Consider the following 16,242-nt stretch of genomic DNA (forward strand, 5'->3'; position numbering starts at 1 on the left):
TGGCTTCGCCTGTAGATACAACAGATGATTCGGATCCTTGTAACGTTATTGTGACGCGTACTTGGACATTTACAGATAACTGTAATAATTCATCGTCGGTGTCGCAAACCATAACAGTAGCCGATACAACAGCTCCTGTTGCTACAAATGATTTATCTGACATATTTGTTAATTGTGCAGATATACCAGATGCTCCTACTCTAGTCTTTGACGATTGTTCAAGTGATGTAACCATAGTTAACTTTGAAGAAGTAAACACGTCGGATGGTTCTGAAACAGATTATGAAATAATTTGGAGCTGGACAGTTGTTGATACCTGTGGAAATGAGGCTCAATTAAGTCAGGCTGTGTATGTAACAAATGAAAACAGTATCATGACGTTAAATGATGATCGTTGTAATGATGATGGTATAATTGACTTATTTGATTACTATAATGGATCGGACATGTCCGGAGAATGGGTAGCATTATCCAATGTTGTAACGCTGAATGGTAATTTATTTGATCCATTAAGTGTTGATTTAGGTGATTACACATTTAGTTATACTATTATGGAAAATGGCTGTACAAGCACAACACAAGTTACAATAAACGTAAATGATGATTGTGTGGTACTTGCACCGGCACCAGAACCATGTGATAGAGAAAACATAATCGTTTCGACTGCTATTACACCAAATGGTGACCAATGGAATGAGAATTTTGAAATTTCTGGTGTTGATACTTGTGGATATACTTATGATGTTCAAGTCTTTAATAGATGGGGAGCAATCATATATAAAGCAAATAACTACCAGAATAACTGGAATGGTACAGCGCACAAATCATCTGTTGGTGGTGCTGACAAAGTACCTAATGGAACATATTATTATATCATTAACGTAAGAAATAGTGGATTTAAACCATTAACAGGTTACTTCTACGTAGGAACCAAATAAAACTTTAACCTATGAAACTTATAAAACATTATATAATTGCATTAGCATTATTGAGTTGTACGGTTGGAATTGCACAACAATTACCGCAGTTTACCCAATATATGTATAATACCATCTCTATAAACCCTGCCTATGCGGGAAGTAGAGAAACGTTAAGCGTTGTTGGTTTACACAGAAGTCAATGGGTTGGCTTTGATGGCGGACCAATAACCCAAACCTTATCTGTTCACTCTCCGTTAAGGAATGACAAAATAGGTTTAGGATTGTCTTTTATTAATGACAAATTAGGTGACGAACGTTTTTCATATCTGTATGGTGATTTTTCATATACCATACAAACTGGTCAGAAAACGGAGTTAGCATTTGGTATTAAAGCTGGTTTCACAAGTTATACTTTGGACAGGTATTCTGCAGATAGTTCGGGTGATCCAAGCATTTATGGTATTGATGATCGTTGGGACCCAAATATTGGTGCGGGTGTTTATTGGCATTCAGACAGATGGTATTTAGGTTTATCCACACCGCGTATTTTAACGAATGATTATAACGATGAAACAGGAGTCGGTCAAGACTATGCGGCATTGGAACGCGTGAGTTATTACTTTACAGGTGGATATGTTTTCACATTAAGTGAAAACACAAAATTAAAACCCGCGTTTCTTTTAAAAGCAACCAATGGAGCACCACTATCTTTTGACCTAACGGCCAACTTCCTATTCTACGAGAAGTTCTGGGCAGGAGCTGGTTACCGAATTGATAATCAAACCTCGGCTTTAGCGGGTATAGTTGATTTTCAAGTGTCCAAGCAGTTTCGCATAGGTTATGCCTATGAATATCCGTTATCAGACTTAATTGACTATACTGGAGGAACCCACGAAATATTGGTCATGTTTGAATTATTTAAAACAAAACGAATCAAATCACCAAGATACTTCTAAAATATAATCGTATGAAAACTAAAATTATATTCACATTTATTGCCTTAAGTAGTACGTTTCTATTTTCGCAAAAAAGAGTAGCAGATATATTCTTCGAGAATTACTCGTATGTTAAAGCTGCAGAATTATATGAAGAAACCGTTAGAAAAGGTGATAGTAGTGAACATGTATTAACGCGTTTAGGCGATTGTTATTACAACAACTCGGATACTGAATCTGCCGCAATATGGTATAAACTGGCCTTAAATAAATATAAAAAGGTAAATCCTGAATATATTTATAAGTACATCCAGACGCAACGTAGTTTAAGTAACTATGAAGAAGCTGACACCTGGTTAGCCAAATTTAAAGATATTCAAAATGATGATAGACGTGCCGATGATTTAGACGGAAGTAATATTGCGCTTTATGAATCTTTAGAATCCTTAAAAGGTGTGGAAGTAAAAGTTAAAAATCTAGATATTAATTCGAAATATTCTGATTTTGGTGCATTTGTTTATAACAACAATATGTACTTCGCTTCTGCAAGAAATACGGAAAATGATATCTACAAATGGAATAATGAACCCTACCTAGATATTTATTCTGCGGAAGTTAGTCAAGGTGAAAATAATATTGACAGCATTTCAAACCCAACTAGTGTCATTATAAAAGGAAAAGACCGAAATGATGTTCATGAAGCTAGTGTTGCCATAACTAACGATGGAAATACCATGTATTTTACTCGTGATAACGTTAACAAGAAAAATAAGCCGATCTACGATAAAAAAGGAACATCACACCTTAAAATTTATAAAGCCACTAAAGCGGAAGATGGTAGCTGGGATAATGTAATAGAATTACCGTTTAATGACGACATCTACTCTACGGGCCATCCTACTTTAAGTCCAGATAACAAAACATTGTATTTTGTGTCTGATCGTGAGGGCGGCTTGGGACAAACCGATATTTATCAAGTTGCTATTCGCGGCGATTCATATGATGCACCCGTAAATTTAGGCAAAAAAGTAAATACAGAAGGTCGTGAAATGTTCCCATTTGTTGCAAAAGACAGTACACTATATTTTTCCTCAGATGGCTATTTAAACCTTGGTTTATTAGATATTTTTAAAACAAACATCCTTAAAGATGCCGAAGCTGAAGTAGAAAATATGGGTGCTCCATACAATAGTGGCTTTGATGATTTTGCATACTTTGTAGATAGTGATACACAAAAAGGATATTTCTCATCCAATAGAGCCGATGGAAAAGGTGGTGATGATATTTACGGTTTTGTAGCACAACCTTGCAAGCAAATAATTACGGGAACAGTAAGAGACAGTAAGTTACTAACACCAATTGCAATGGCAACCGTTCAATTAATTGATGAAACCGGAAAAATTGTAAGTGAAGTATCAAGTGATGAAAATGGTTTATATCAAATTGAAGCCGACTGTAGTCAAAAATATAAAATTCTCGGTATGAAAGCCGATTACAAAGACGACCTGAAAGATGTTGAAACAACGGATGTTACGGGTGAAGAACACGTAGTAGACTTGAATTTAATTCCGTTAATTAATGATAATGAAATCGTAATTAATCCGATATTCTTCGACTTTGATAAATGGGGAATTAGAGCTGATGCGGCTTATGAGCTGGAAAACATTGTTTCAGTCATGCGCGCACATCCAAATATGGTAATTAAAATTGAATCGCATACTGATAGTCGTGGTGGTGATAACTACAACTTAAAACTTTCTGATAGAAGAGCGAAGTCTACCCAAGAGTATTTATACTCTAGAGGTATTACAACAGATCGTATTGAAAGTGCCATTGGATATGGAGAAACACGTTTAATAAATGAGTGCTCAAACGGTGTGAAATGTTCCGCGGAAAAACATCAAGAAAATAGACGTTCTAAATTTATTATCTTAAAAGATAATGATTAACTAACAGTTGTTTTTAAACATACAGTTAATAAGATTGGCGAACTGATTTAATATGCTTACACATCATTAATACCTTCCTAACAATAGTCTTAATAACTATAAAGCCACTCCAAATGGAGTGGCTTTTAAATTTTAAATAGATAAGATTTAATGAATTAATTATAGTAGATTTACGACCTAAAAAAAAATTAAATCTCAATCTACTATAATTCTAAATGAAACATAATCTACTACGCGCATGTCTTGTATTTTGTATTTACTATTCGTCTCAAGCACAAACACAAACATCTTCGTCTAGTGTTGAAAAATCTGTTTTTGGTATACAAACTGGCTTCTTGGGAATTTGGGTTCATCATGAGGCCAAATTAAGCAATAGTATAGCATTAAGAACGGAACTAGGTTTGGAAGCTGGCATTTTTGATGGTGCTAAATACCCTAAAACGGGATACTTTTTAGTTCCTGCCATCACTTTAGAACCGCGTTGGTATTATAATTTAAATAAACGTGTTAAAAAATCCCGAAATATTTCAGGTAACAGCGGAAATTTTATTGCCTTAAAAACAACCTACCACCCCGACGTTATTGTGGTTACTAATTATGACAATGTCAATTTTATTAGTGATTTTTCTATTGTCCCAACCTGGGGAATTAGACGACAAATTGGAGAACATTTCAATTACGAAACCGGAATTGGTATTGGTTATATTCATTTTTTCAATTCGAACAACGTCTCTTTTGATAATGAAGCCGATCTAGCTCTTAACTTACACTTAAGACTTGGTTATCGTTTTTAATTTCAGGTATTAATAACAAAAAAAACTACCAACTTGGTATCCAAAGTGGTAGTTTTTTTTAAAATAATCTGAATAAAGTCTTATTTATTTCTTAACAAAGATGTTTGTATAATACCAATCGCCTTCCGCATTTTGATCCGCTGATAAGTCAAAATCGGTAAAGTCTCCTTCTATATTCGCTTTATGATTTGTACTATTTAACCAAGCAGTTACAACCGTTTGAGCAGATGTAAAGCCATAAGCTACATTTTCCGATACATCGCGAGCCCCTAAACTACTTTCTAAAAATAATTTACGTTGGTAAAAATTATCATGAGAAACAATATTATTGGTAATCATATAATCTGTATGATTAAATGCCTGCGCTTTAATAATGCCAACATTATTCAACGGGTTTAACCCTTTACTTAATCTATAGTCATTAATCAATTCCATAATTTCTATTTCTATGGTCTTGGTTTCTGGAACTACTAAATTGGATGTATTTATTTCAGCAGCCTTATCTTCTATGGAATCAGAAGAACACGAAGTCATAAACATGACTAATAATAGCATAACTGGTAGTAAAGTAAACTTTTTCATTGTAGGTTATTTAGATTTGGGATTATAAAATTATAATCCTTTCTCTAAACAACTGTTAACAAAATGTTAAAATCGACAAACGACATGCATTTAATCGTTTTTTAATGTATTTAATCGATGAAATACACTTTAATATTTAATTTATATGCATTTCGTCGTCATAATCATGGCGATAATCGATTTTTAACCCAATTAAACGCTGTATCCAATTGATAATGAATCCGGTCATGCAATCTATTAGGCCGTCCCTGCCAAAACTCAATTGAAACGGGCTTTACCATATAGCCACCCCAAAAATCAGGTCTTGGAATTTCTTTTCCTTCGTATGCCTGTTCTAATTTTTTTAAATCGGCTTCTAATTCTGCCCGATCTTTAACCACAGCGCTTTGATTTGATGCTATAGCCCCTAACTGACTTCCTCTTGGGCGCGATTCAAAATAACCATCACTTAAATTCGCTGCTAACTTTTCGGCAACGCCTTTTATTATTATTTGGCGTTCTGCTCCATGCCAGAAAAATGATAAGCATACATGCGGGTTTTTAGCAATAGCTTGACCTTTTTCACTTTCGTAGTTTGTAAAAAAGATAAATCCTTCATAGGTAAAGCGTTTAAGTAACACGACACGGTTTTTAGGAAAGCCATCTAATCCAATAGTTGATATCGTCATGGCATTGGTTTCATCCTGCTCAAAATGAGTATCCACTTCATGAAACCATTTCTTAAAGAGTTCCATGGGATTTTCAGGTGTTTCCTTTAATAAAAGCGCGCCTTTAGCGTAGGTTTTTCTATAATTACTTAAGTCTCCATCCATTGATAATGTCATTTAATTTTTTGTACATTTGCACCAATTTATATGCATTTTACGCCCTAAATTTAAGCATTATTTAATAGAATGAAATTTGAAAATAGCATTTATTTCAACCAATTAAAACATCAAAAAGTAGTATTTCCATTTGGCACCTATTATCTCTTTGATAATTATATCATTGCCGAACATACAGAAGGAATCCACTTCGATTGGCCAGAAATTAAACAAATATCCGATTATTTGATTGAATTTTATGGACCTAATTTAAAAATTGGTCATATAACAAATCGTATAAACCACTACTCTATTGACCCCAATCTATGGATTAAGTTCAATAAAGAATATGGGTTTGTTATTGCATCTGCTATTGTAATCTATGATGACTTTGGCTACCGAAATGCTACTTTAGAAAAACAATTTTCTACTAATAGCATTAAGCGCTGCACCAGTTTGGAAGAAGCTATTTATTTTATGCAAAATTTAAAAGAGTTTAAAACGTAATAACCTTACCATCTCTTGCCAACTCTACAGATTCAAAAATAGTTTCAGCCTCTAATTTAAAATCTTTTAAATTATCGTAACGTGTGGAATAATGCCCTAAAAGTAAGGTACCTACTCCAGCCTGTTTGGCAATGCTAGCAGCTTGCTTGGCGGTACTATGTTTAGTTGGTGCTGCTAATTTTTCATGCTTCTCTAAAAAAGTAGATTCATGATACAGCAAATCAACGTCTTTTATAATTGGAATAATGGCTTCTGAATAAGCAGTGTCGCTACAAAACGCGTAGCTTTTTGGTTTATTTGGGGCTTTAGTAACCTCCTGATTTGAAATGATTATTCCGTCCATATTTTCTACATCAAAACCTTGTTTGAGCTTTCTATAATAGGCCACATCAATATCTGCATTCAAAACTGCATTCATATCCAGTTTGCGCTCACCTGATTTTTCTTTAAAAAGAAAACCGTTGGTGTAAATCCTATGATCTAAAGGAATGGTATGAACTTCCACCTTGTCATCTTCAAAAATCAACGCTGACTCTTTAGACGTGAGCTCATGAAAAATAAGTGGATAATTTGTCCAGGATTCGGCCAATTTCATTTGAAGGGTAATGATATCTTTTAAACCTTTAGGGCCGTAAATATGAAGTTCCGTTTCACGTGTTAATAAACGAAATGTAGAAATTAACCCAACGAGACCAAAAAAATGATCGCCATGTAGGTGTGAAATAAAAATATGCTTAATTCGTGCAAATTTAATTTTATTTCGGCGTAATTCCACTTGAGTACCTTCACCACAATCTATTAAAAATAAATGGTTATTTATGTCCAGAACTTGTGCCGTTGGATTGGTATCGGTACGTGGTGTAGCGCTATAACAGCCTAAAATGGTAAGTTTCATTCGTGTTGTTTGTCGTTAAGTTGTTAAGTCGATTGCGTTCAGATAGCTTAATACCCTGCGACTTACCAACAAACTTTTTTATAAACCTAAATCGCGTTCCATTTCTTCCATTTCAATAATATCGTGCGCTTCTTTTACGGTTGGAACCACTAACAATTCATCTGGCATATCGTCTAAACTTGCTTGATTAGTAACAATTACAAACGATTGTTTTGCTTTTCTATGCTTATTTGATAATTGGAGGAACTCTACAATATCTTGTAACACCACAGGTTTTAAGGTATTTAAATTAACAATAATATTGTCGTTTTTAAAGCGTTCGTATAGCACGTCTATTTTTTTAATTAATTCAATTACCGAAGCTTTCTCTTGGGTAATAATTGTTGTATTGTCAGTTTTATCAAAAATCATCATAGCGTTATTGTTTTATTTTGGATGCTAGTAAATAAATAATGGCCATTCTTACCGCTACACCATTTTCTACTTGGTTTAATATAATAGCTTGGTTGGAATCTGCAACTTCACTGGTAATTTCTACACCGCGATTTATAGGGCCTGGATGCATTATAGTTATTTCCTTATTTAAACTATTTAAAACATCCATAGTTACACCGTATTGTTGAGTATATTCTCTGGTGGATGGAAAATAATTAACTTCCATACGTTCGTTTTGAACTCGAAGCATATTAGCAACATCACACCAATTTAGAGCTTTCTGCAAATTGGTTTCTACCTTAACGCCTAATTTATCAATGTATTTTGGCAAGAGCGTTTTTGGTCCGCACACCATCACCTCTGCGCCTTGCAACTGCAATGCAAAGATATTTGATAAGGCTACACGACTGTGTAAGATATCGCCAACAATAACCACCTTTTTTCCTTTGACCTCTCCTAATCGTTCTCTAATGGAATAGGAGTCCAATAAAGCTTGTGTAGGATGTTCATGAGCACCATCTCCAGCGTTTATAATACTGGCATTGACGTGTTGCGATAAAAATACGCTTGCGCCTGGATTGGGATGACGCATAACAACCATATCTACTTTCATGGATAATATGTTACTAACCGTATCTATTAAGGTTTCTCCTTTTTTTACGGAGGATTGTGAGGCCGAAAAATTTATAACATCAGCTGAAAGTCGTTTTTCGGCTAATTCAAACGATAATTTAGTTCGGGTAGAATTTTCAAAAAATAAGTTAGCAATCGTAATATCCCGAAGCGAAGGTACTTTTTTAATGGGTCTGTTTATCACTTCTTTGAAGTGATCAGCAGTTTCAAAAATAAGCTTGATATCGTCTTTATTAAGGTATTTTATTCCTAATAAGTGGTTGACACTTAATTCGCTCATGATTATTAATTATTCTTTGTTAACTATTAATTAAATAAACGGCATCTTCTCCTTCGTTTTCAACCCAATTTACTTTTACGCGTTCATCATTTATAGCATCTACTTGTCGGCCTTTATAATTAGGCTGAATTGGTAAATGCCTGCTAAAGCGTCTATCAATTAGGGTTAAGAGTTCAATTTCGTGAGGCCTGCCAAAAGATTGAATGGCTGTTAAGGCTGCACGAATGCTTCGTCCAGTATATAATACATCATCTATAAAGACAATTTTCTTGTCTTCAACTAAAAAATTAATTTCGGTGGTATTGGCTTCAAGAGGTTTTTCGCCGCGTCTAAAATCATCTCTAAAAAACGTAATATCTAAAAGTCCTAATTGGACATTTTTGATTTTATATTCTTCTTTTAACATGGTAGCTAAACGGTTGGCAAGAAACTTACCGCGCGGTTGAATGCCTATTAAAACAGTATTGGTAAAGTCGTTGTGATTTTCAATAAGTTGGCAAGCCAATCGATGAAGAATGATGTTGATTTCCTTGGCGTTAAGTAACACTTTTTGACTCATAAACTATCCAAACATATTTGCTAAACAAAGTTACGGTAAAAAAATTGAGTTCACAATGCTTTTATAATACAAAGCATCTTGCGTGCTTATTACTAATTGGCTTTATTCCTGCTTATAAAACTGCTTATAAGCCACAACGTCCAAATAAGCATTAGGCCAGATACTAATCAAACATAACACTTAACAGGTTTTGGAAATCTGTTAAGTCTAGCTTATAAAAGATGTATGTTTCAAGAAAATTTAAGCATAAAAAAAGCCTCTCCAAATGGAAAGGCTTTTTTGTATTATAGAATGAGGAAATTATTTTCCTTCCATTTTATTTTTAAGAGCTTGTAAAGCATCATTGGCATCACCTAAAGTTGGTTTAGCTTCTGCAGCTGCGTTACTAGCAGCAGCTTTTACATTTGCAGCTTCTTCTTCTCTGAAGATTGCTGTATGCGATGCTACTACACGTTTGAACTCTTTGTTAAATTCAATGATTTTGAATTCAGCTTCTTCGCCTTTTTTCAATTTCTTGCCATCTTCTTTTTCAAGGTGACGAGATGGTACGAAAGCTACGATATCTTCATTAAAATCAATAGTTGCACCTTTGTCAACGATTTCTGTTAATTCAGCTGTATGAAGCGTTCCTACTGCGAATTCAGTTTCATATTTATCCCAAGGGTTGTCTGTAGTTTGTTTGTGCCCTAAACTTAATTTACGACCTTCAACATCTAATTCAAGAACAACAACATCTAATGTATCACCTACATTACAGAACTCACTAGGATGCTTGATTTTTTTAGTCCAAGATAAATCAGAAATGTAAATTAATCCATCAATACCTTCTTCTAATTCAACAAACACACCAAAGTTTGTAAAGTTACGTACAATACCTGAATGCTTAGAACCTACAGGATATTTTTTAGTAATATCAGTCCATGGGTCTGGCGTTAATTGCTTAATACCAAGAGACATTTTACGCTCTTCTCTATCTAATGTTAAGATAACGGCATCAACCTCATCTCCTACTGAAACGAAATCTTGTGCTGAACGTAAGTGTGTAGACCAAGACATTTCTGATACGTGAATTAATCCTTCAACGCCATCAGTAACTTCAATAAATGCACCGTAATCTGCAATTACAACCACTTTACCTTTAACTTTGTCTCCAACTTTAACCTCTTCACCTAATGCATCCCAAGGATGTTTAGATAATTGTTTAAGACCTAATTGGATTCTAGATTTGTTTTCATCAAAATCAAGAATTACAACATTTAATTTCTGATCTAACTCAACAATCTCATTTGGATGGTTGATACGAGACCAAGAAAGATCTGTAATGTGAACTAAACCGTCAACACCACCAAGATCAATAAAGACACCATAAGACGTAATGTTCTTAACAATACCTTCTAATACTTGTCCTTTTTCTAATTGACCAATAATTTCTTTCTTCTGCTCTTCAATATCAGCCTCAATAAGGGCTTTATGAGAAACAACAACGTTTTTAAATTCGTGGTTGATTTTAACAACTTTGAACTCCATTGTTTTATTAACATACTGATCGTAATCGCGAATTGGCTTCACATCAATTTGAGAACCTGGTAAGAATGCTTCAATTCCAAAAACATCTACAATCATACCACCTTTAGTTCTGCACTTAACAAAACCATTAACGATTTCACCTGTTTCATGAGCTGCATTAACGCGATCCCATGCTTTGATAACACGTGCTTTTCTGTGTGATAATACTAACTGACCTGTTGCGTCTTCACGAACATCAATTAATACTTCTACTTTATCACCAACTTTTAAATTAGGATTGTAACGGAATTCGTTTAATGAAATAACACCTTCAGATTTTGCGTTAATGTCAATAATGGCATCACGATCTGAAATGTGAATCACTTCACCTTCAACAACTTCATCATCTAAAGTGTCTACGAAATTTTCTGCTACTAATTTTTCAAATTCTTTTAATTGAGAATCTTCAACCTCATCAATACCTTCTTGGTAATTGTGCCAGTTAAAATCTTTTAAGAATTTTTCAGGGTTTGCTTGAGCTTCAGATACAACTGGAGCTTCTGCTGTTTTTACTTCTGTTGCTTCAGTTGCTTCAACTTCTGCTTGTTTTGCTTTTTCAGCCATTTAATATAAGTTAATACAATGCGTTAAAAGTTTTCAACTTCGCGAAACCGCAAGCGCATTGTGTTTTGTATTCTGTGTTGTTTTAGAAAATGGGCGACTAACACACAGAAGGATTATTGTTTTTTTAGTTTATTCCTTTTATTTTCTAACGCGTCGCTAAAAGGAGTGCAAAAATACTATATTTTCTGCAATTAAACAATAAGTAATTTTCTAAAAATTAAAGATTTAGTTATTTTCTTGAATCGCTGCTTCTGCCAACTTAACAATTTTTTGGAATTGTTGGTCCAGAGACAAATGAGAATTGTCTATTTCAATAGCATCATCTGCTTTTCTTAAAGGTGAATCTTCTCGGTTAGAATCAATATAATCCCGTTCTTGAATATTATGGAGTACATCATTATAGGTTACTACATCGCCACGGCTAATAAGTTCATCAAAACGACGCGTAGCACGCGTTTCTGACGAAGCCGTCATAAATATTTTGAGTTCTGCTTGTGGGAAAACAACGGTTCCTATGTCGCGACCATCCATAACCACTCCTTTTTCAGCACCCATTTTTTGTTGCTGTTTTACTAATTGGTAACGCACTTCTGGAATAGCAGCAACCTGACTCACAAAATTACTGACTTCTAAAGTGCGAATGGCTTTTTCTATATTTTCACCATTTAAATACACATCAGCAACATTTGTGGTTTCGTTTAGTTTGAAATAAACAACCACATCGTGAAGTTTGGATACCAAACCGACCACGTCAAATTGAGTCGAATTAATAAAACCATATTTCATGGCGTAATACGTCACGGCACGATACATAGCACCAGAATCCACATAAATATATCCTAAATGTTTGGCTAGTTGTTTAGCAACGGTACTTTTACCTGTTGAAGAAAAGCCGTCTATGGCAATGGTTATTTTTTGCATTTATCTTAAATCTAATTGCATGCCGAAAAAATTGGCATTGGATGCGCTTGTATATCTTACATGCGTAAAACTAAATCTAAATTTATTCAATTTCAGTCCAATTCCCGCAGAAATACCTGAAAAATTTCGTTGATCTACAATACGCAGCTCCTCACCCTTTCTGAAATTATAACCCAATCGGATATTAAAAGCACCTGCTGGAAAAATTTCAGCACCCAATATCGTATGTCTTATAACATTGCCGAAGAAACCAACTTTTTCTTGTGTTTGATTTCCTTCTAAATCCGTTTCAGCACGAGCCGGATTAGAAACGCCAATGGGCCATTTTTGTAAATTTTCAAAAGTAACGTGCCAACGTAATGGTACGTTTTCTAATGTTTGTGACATTCCAAAAGCGACTTCAAACGGCAACGGCTCATTTTGTCCTGCATAGGTTGTAATTTGTAATCCTAAATTGCGAACTACTAATGTAGCTTGAAATTCAATATCTTCATTTACATACATTAAACCAGCATCTAAAGCAGCTCCGAAAGAGTTGTATTGTTCTAATTTGGATGTAATTAATTTAACAGTTCCTCCTAAATAAAAATCGGAATACCCAATTTGTCTGGAATGTCCAAAGGATATAGCCGCTTCATTTCCACTAAACGAGCCTGTGGCGTTTCCTTGTTCGTCATAACCATCAAAACTTCCGTAATTTATATAGGTAACACCTCCAAAGAATGTGAGTGTGCGTCTATCCCAAGTGTAACCATAAGCTGCCGTTCCATAACTTATGCCTCCTAAATAACTAGAGTAATTAAGCGCTAACTGATTATCCATTTCGTCATTTATAGCTGCAGGATTGGTTAAAGCTTGACTAACATCATAATCCAAATTGGTAAACACTTTACCACCTAAAGCGGCTTGACGTGGGGAAGAAATTAGATTTAAAAATTGATATGTAGATTCACCACCAACTTGCGCAATCGCAGAAAGGCATAAAAGCAAGCAAAATCCAGTGGTAATTTTCTTTAACATATAAGGTTACGACGAAAGTAAGTCTATCTATAAACGGCTGCAAGTATAATTTATTTTTACATCATAAAAAAACCTCGAAAATAATTTCGAGGTTTTAATCTATGTAATGTCACTTTTTACAGTTTTTTGGCATTCTTCACCTTCTGATTAGTGAGTGCCAACTTAATAACATCGCTCATTTCAGACACATAATGGAAGGTTAAACCTTTTAAATATTCTGGTTTTATTTCTTCAATATCACGTCTGTTTTCTTCACTTAATAAAATTTCTTTTATACGTGCACGTTTCGCAGCAAGAATTTTCTCCTTAATACCTCCTACTGGTAGCACCTTACCACGCAGTGTAATTTCGCCAGTCATGGCTAAACTTTTTTTTACTTTTTTCTGTGTAAATAAGGAAACTAATGATGTTAACATAGTAACACCTGCACTTGGTCCATCTTTAGGGGTTGCGCCTTCAGGCACGTGAATGTGAACATTGTATTTATCAAAAACATCAGGGTCTAATCCTAAATCTTCTGCATTGGATTTAATATATTCCATGGCAATCGTTGCCGACTCCTTCATTACTTTCCCTAAATTACCGGTAACCGTTAAGGTACCTTTTCCTTTAGATAGAATAGATTCAATAAATAAAATATCGCCACCAACACGTGTCCACGCTAATCCGGTAACCACACCTGCAACGTTATTATTCTCATACTTATCGCGTTCCATTTTTGGGCCGCCAAGCACTTCAATAATATCTTCATTGGAAATTTTAACGTTATACGTTTCTTCCATAGCAATACTTTTGGCTGCATAGCGCACCATTTTGGCCAATTGTTTTTCCAAACCACGTACACCAGATTCCCGTGTATACCCTTCTACTATTTTCTCTAATTGCGGCTTGGCAATTTTAAGATGTTTATCCGTTAATCCGTGTTCCTTGAGTTGTTTTGGCAATAAATGGCGTTTAGCTATTTCCACTTTTTCCTCTATAGTATAACCCGTTACATTTATAATTTCCATTCTATCCAATAATGCTGGTTGAATGGTAGATAAACTATTGGATGTAGCAATAAACATGACTTTAGATAAATCGAAGCCCATTTCTAAAAAGTTATCATGAAATTCGCTGTTTTGTTCCGGATCTAAAACTTCCAGCATAGCAGACGAAGGATCACCTTGATGCGAATTAGACAATTTATCAATTTCATCTAAGACAAAAACAGGATTGGATGTTCCGGCCTTCTTTAAACTTTGAATAATACGCCCTGGCATAGCACCAATATAGGTTTTACGATGTCCGCGTATTTCCGCTTCATCTCGTAAGCCACCAAGCGACATACGCACATATTCGCGTCCCAATGCTTCGGCTACAGACTTTCCTAATGAAGTTTTACCAACACCTGGAGGTCCATATAAACATAGGATAGGCGATTTCATATCTCCTCGTAATTTTACGACCGCTAAATGTTCAATAATCCGACGTTTTACATCATCTAAACCGTAATGATCACGATCAAGAATACGCTGGGCGCGTTTTAAATCGAATTTATCTTTACTGAATGTATTCCATGGTAAATCTAGAAATAAATCCAAATAATTTCGTTGTATAGAATATTCGGCAACTTGAGGATTCATGCGTTGCATTTTAGCTAATTCTTTTTCAAAATGCTTGGCTTCCTTTGTTCCCCATTTCATTTTTTTAGAACGTTTACGCATGTCTTCTAATTCCTCATCATGACTTACACCACCCAATTCTTCTTGAATGGTCTTCATTTGCTGGTGCAAGAAATATTCACGTTGTTGTTGATTCATATCACTTTGAACCTTGGATTGAATATCGTTTTTAAGTTCCAATTTCTGGAACTCCATATTCATATATTTCAACGTTTCGAGAGCACGATCTTTTAAATCGTTTGTTTCTAATAAACTTTGTTTTTCCGTAACACTTAAGTTCATATTAGAGGATACGAAGTTTATTAAAAACGAATTACTCTGAATGTTTTTAATAGCAAACGATGCTTCACTTGGAATATTTGGGCTTTCCTCAATAATTTGAAGAGACAGTTCCTTTATAGAGTCTATAATAGCTTCAAACTCCTTATTTTGTTCAGCTGGTCTTGCTTCCGGAACATCTTCAATGGTTGCTCTTATATAGGGATCTTCTGTTAATACGTCCTTTATTTTAAAACGTTTTTTACCTTGAATAATAACCGTTGTGTTACCATCAGGCATTTTTAAAACTTTTAAAATACGCGCTACCGTTCCTGTTTCATGAATATCCGAAGCTTTTGGGTTTTCAACCGCTTCATCCTTTTGCGATACCACACCAATTACTTTACTGCCTTTATTGGCGTCGTTAATTAGTTTTATGGATTTATCACGACCGGCTGTAATAGGAATTACCACACCTGGAAACAAAACTGTATTTCGTAATGATAAAATAGGAAGCGTTTCTGGTAAAGCTTCGTTATTTATTTCTTCTTCATCTTCAGGTGTCATTAAAGGAATTAATTCTGAATTTTCGTCAAAATCTTGAAATGACAAACTGTCAAGGTTTAAAAAATTAGATTTCTTCATAGATATATTTAAGTCATTCTGTCATTAATTGGGGTTAAAAACAGAATCGTCTTTATGTTTTAATAATTCATTTTAGAAATATACAACTCGTTATCAGCTATTCATACCTTATTACAGCTGTATATATGCCTATAGTATTCAATTTATATGCCATGAATAAAAAGTCCCTTAAAACTAGTGCATTTTGCAATTATTCTTAAGTCTTATTTAATTCATACCTGCTTAAATATACATTTTTGTTAAATTTTCAGAGCCGCAAAACTTCGCGTATAACAACTCTATTGATAATGTATCAAGGGTTTAACAGATTAG

General features: G+C 34.5%; 15 protein-coding genes. 5 read left to right on the forward strand and 10 right to left on the reverse strand.

Annotation, left to right across the window (positions count from 1 at the left end; translation table 11 throughout):
* The 4 genes from ACN0QX_RS08470 to ACN0QX_RS08485 all read left to right on the forward strand — a co-directional run.
* Window positions 1-938, forward strand: a 938-nt coding sequence (locus tag ACN0QX_RS08470) for a gliding motility-associated C-terminal domain-containing protein (RefSeq protein WP_417196332.1), incomplete at its 5' end; no start/stop codon positions are given.
* Window positions 939-949: 11 nt separating this feature from the next.
* Window positions 950-1,876, forward strand: coding sequence for a type IX secretion system membrane protein PorP/SprF (locus ACN0QX_RS08475; protein WP_248399208.1), 927 nt, complete (start codon window positions 950-952; stop codon window positions 1,874-1,876).
* 11 nt (window positions 1,877-1,887) lie between these two features.
* Window positions 1,888-3,804 carry an OmpA family protein gene (locus ACN0QX_RS08480; RefSeq protein WP_417196334.1) on the forward strand — a complete coding sequence of 639 codons (1,917 nt, stop codon included), beginning with the start codon at window positions 1,888-1,890 and terminating at the stop codon, window positions 3,802-3,804.
* Between the two features lie 215 nt (window positions 3,805-4,019).
* Complete coding sequence (locus tag ACN0QX_RS08485) at window positions 4,020-4,598, forward strand: hypothetical protein (RefSeq protein ID WP_417196336.1); 579 nt, start codon at window positions 4,020-4,022, stop codon at window positions 4,596-4,598.
* Between the two features lie 84 nt (window positions 4,599-4,682).
* On the opposite strand, the gene ACN0QX_RS08490 is transcribed toward ACN0QX_RS08485, so the two are convergent.
* Together ACN0QX_RS08490 and pdxH are read right to left on the reverse strand one after the other, a co-directional pair.
* Window positions 4,683-5,180, reverse strand: a complete 498-nt coding sequence (locus ACN0QX_RS08490) for a CAP domain-containing protein (protein WP_417196338.1) — start codon at window positions 5,178-5,180, stop codon at window positions 4,683-4,685.
* Between the two features lie 164 nt (window positions 5,181-5,344).
* Window positions 5,345-5,992, reverse strand: coding sequence for a pyridoxamine 5'-phosphate oxidase (gene pdxH, locus ACN0QX_RS08495; RefSeq protein ID WP_248399200.1), 648 nt, complete (start codon window positions 5,990-5,992; stop codon window positions 5,345-5,347).
* A gap of 81 nt (window positions 5,993-6,073) precedes the next feature.
* Here pdxH and ACN0QX_RS08500 point away from each other — a divergent pair, with 81 nt between their 5' ends.
* Window positions 6,074-6,490, forward strand: coding sequence for a hypothetical protein (locus ACN0QX_RS08500; protein ID WP_248399198.1), 417 nt, complete (start codon window positions 6,074-6,076; stop codon window positions 6,488-6,490).
* On the opposite strand, the gene ACN0QX_RS08505 is transcribed toward ACN0QX_RS08500, so the two are convergent.
* From ACN0QX_RS08505 to lon, 8 genes are all read right to left on the reverse strand, one after another.
* Window positions 6,480-7,385 carry a ribonuclease Z gene (locus ACN0QX_RS08505; RefSeq protein ID WP_248399196.1) on the reverse strand — a complete coding sequence of 302 codons (906 nt, stop codon included), beginning with the start codon at window positions 7,383-7,385 and terminating at the stop codon, window positions 6,480-6,482. The genes ACN0QX_RS08500 and ACN0QX_RS08505 overlap by 11 nt on opposite strands.
* A 78-nt stretch (window positions 7,386-7,463) precedes the next feature.
* Window positions 7,464-7,796: a ribonuclease Z gene (locus tag ACN0QX_RS08510; RefSeq protein WP_248399194.1), complete on the reverse strand. Its 333-nt coding sequence runs from the start codon at window positions 7,794-7,796 to the stop codon at window positions 7,464-7,466.
* A gap of 7 nt (window positions 7,797-7,803) precedes the next feature.
* Complete coding sequence (locus ACN0QX_RS08515) at window positions 7,804-8,733, reverse strand: aspartate carbamoyltransferase catalytic subunit (protein ID WP_248399192.1); 930 nt, start codon at window positions 8,731-8,733, stop codon at window positions 7,804-7,806.
* A 19-nt stretch (window positions 8,734-8,752) separates the two neighbouring features.
* Entirely contained in the window at window positions 8,753-9,292 is a 540-nt protein-coding gene (pyrR, locus tag ACN0QX_RS08520; RefSeq protein ID WP_248399190.1) for a bifunctional pyr operon transcriptional regulator/uracil phosphoribosyltransferase PyrR, read from the reverse strand.
* Between the two features lie 300 nt (window positions 9,293-9,592).
* Complete coding sequence (rpsA, locus tag ACN0QX_RS08525; protein WP_248399188.1) at window positions 9,593-11,422, reverse strand: 30S ribosomal protein S1; 1,830 nt, start codon at window positions 11,420-11,422, stop codon at window positions 9,593-9,595.
* 225 nt (window positions 11,423-11,647) lie between these two features.
* A complete protein-coding gene (cmk, locus tag ACN0QX_RS08530) occupies window positions 11,648-12,343 on the reverse strand; it encodes a (d)CMP kinase (protein WP_248399186.1) in 696 nt (231 codons plus the stop codon).
* On the reverse strand, window positions 12,344-13,363 hold the full coding sequence (gene porQ / locus ACN0QX_RS08535; RefSeq protein ID WP_417196343.1) for a type IX secretion system protein PorQ: 1,020 nt from the start codon (window positions 13,361-13,363) through the stop codon (window positions 12,344-12,346).
* 116 nt (window positions 13,364-13,479) lie between these two features.
* Complete coding sequence (gene lon / locus ACN0QX_RS08540; protein ID WP_417196345.1) at window positions 13,480-15,930, reverse strand: endopeptidase La; 2,451 nt, start codon at window positions 15,928-15,930, stop codon at window positions 13,480-13,482.
* Between the last annotated feature and the right edge of the window lie 312 nt (window positions 15,931-16,242).

Source organism: Bizionia sp. (assembly GCF_048259285.1).
GTDB lineage: Bacteria > Bacteroidota > Bacteroidia > Flavobacteriales > Flavobacteriaceae > Algorimicrobium > Algorimicrobium hallyeonense.

What these genes read in the sequence shown, in the direction of transcription:
- ACN0QX_RS08475 (WP_248399208.1), top strand. Translation starts at nt 950, where the DNA reads ATGAAACTTATAAAACATTATATAATTGCATTAGCATTATTGAGTTGT.
- ACN0QX_RS08480 (WP_417196334.1), top strand. Translation starts at nt 1,888, where the DNA reads ATGAAAACTAAAATTATATTCACATTTATTGCCTTAAGTAGTACGTTT.
- ACN0QX_RS08485 (WP_417196336.1), top strand. Translation starts at nt 4,020, where the DNA reads ATGAAACATAATCTACTACGCGCATGTCTTGTATTTTGTATTTACTAT.
- ACN0QX_RS08490 (WP_417196338.1), bottom strand. Translation starts at nt 5,180, where the DNA reads ATGAAAAAGTTTACTTTACTACCAGTTATGCTATTATTAGTCATGTTT.
- pdxH (WP_248399200.1), bottom strand. Translation starts at nt 5,992, where the DNA reads ATGGATGGAGACTTAAGTAATTATAGAAAAACCTACGCTAAAGGCGCG.
- ACN0QX_RS08500 (WP_248399198.1), top strand. Translation starts at nt 6,074, where the DNA reads ATGAAATTTGAAAATAGCATTTATTTCAACCAATTAAAACATCAAAAA.
- ACN0QX_RS08505 (WP_248399196.1), bottom strand. Translation starts at nt 7,385, where the DNA reads ATGAAACTTACCATTTTAGGCTGTTATAGCGCTACACCACGTACCGAT.
- ACN0QX_RS08510 (WP_248399194.1), bottom strand. Translation starts at nt 7,796, where the DNA reads ATGATTTTTGATAAAACTGACAATACAACAATTATTACCCAAGAGAAA.
- ACN0QX_RS08515 (WP_248399192.1), bottom strand. Translation starts at nt 8,733, where the DNA reads ATGAGCGAATTAAGTGTCAACCACTTATTAGGAATAAAATACCTTAAT.
- pyrR (WP_248399190.1), bottom strand. Translation starts at nt 9,292, where the DNA reads ATGAGTCAAAAAGTGTTACTTAACGCCAAGGAAATCAACATCATTCTT.
- rpsA (WP_248399188.1), bottom strand. Translation starts at nt 11,422, where the DNA reads ATGGCTGAAAAAGCAAAACAAGCAGAAGTTGAAGCAACTGAAGCAACA.
- cmk (WP_248399186.1), bottom strand. Translation starts at nt 12,343, where the DNA reads ATGCAAAAAATAACCATTGCCATAGACGGCTTTTCTTCAACAGGTAAA.
- porQ (WP_417196343.1), bottom strand. Translation starts at nt 13,363, where the DNA reads ATGTTAAAGAAAATTACCACTGGATTTTGCTTGCTTTTATGCCTTTCT.
- lon (WP_417196345.1), bottom strand. Translation starts at nt 15,930, where the DNA reads ATGAAGAAATCTAATTTTTTAAACCTTGACAGTTTGTCATTTCAAGAT.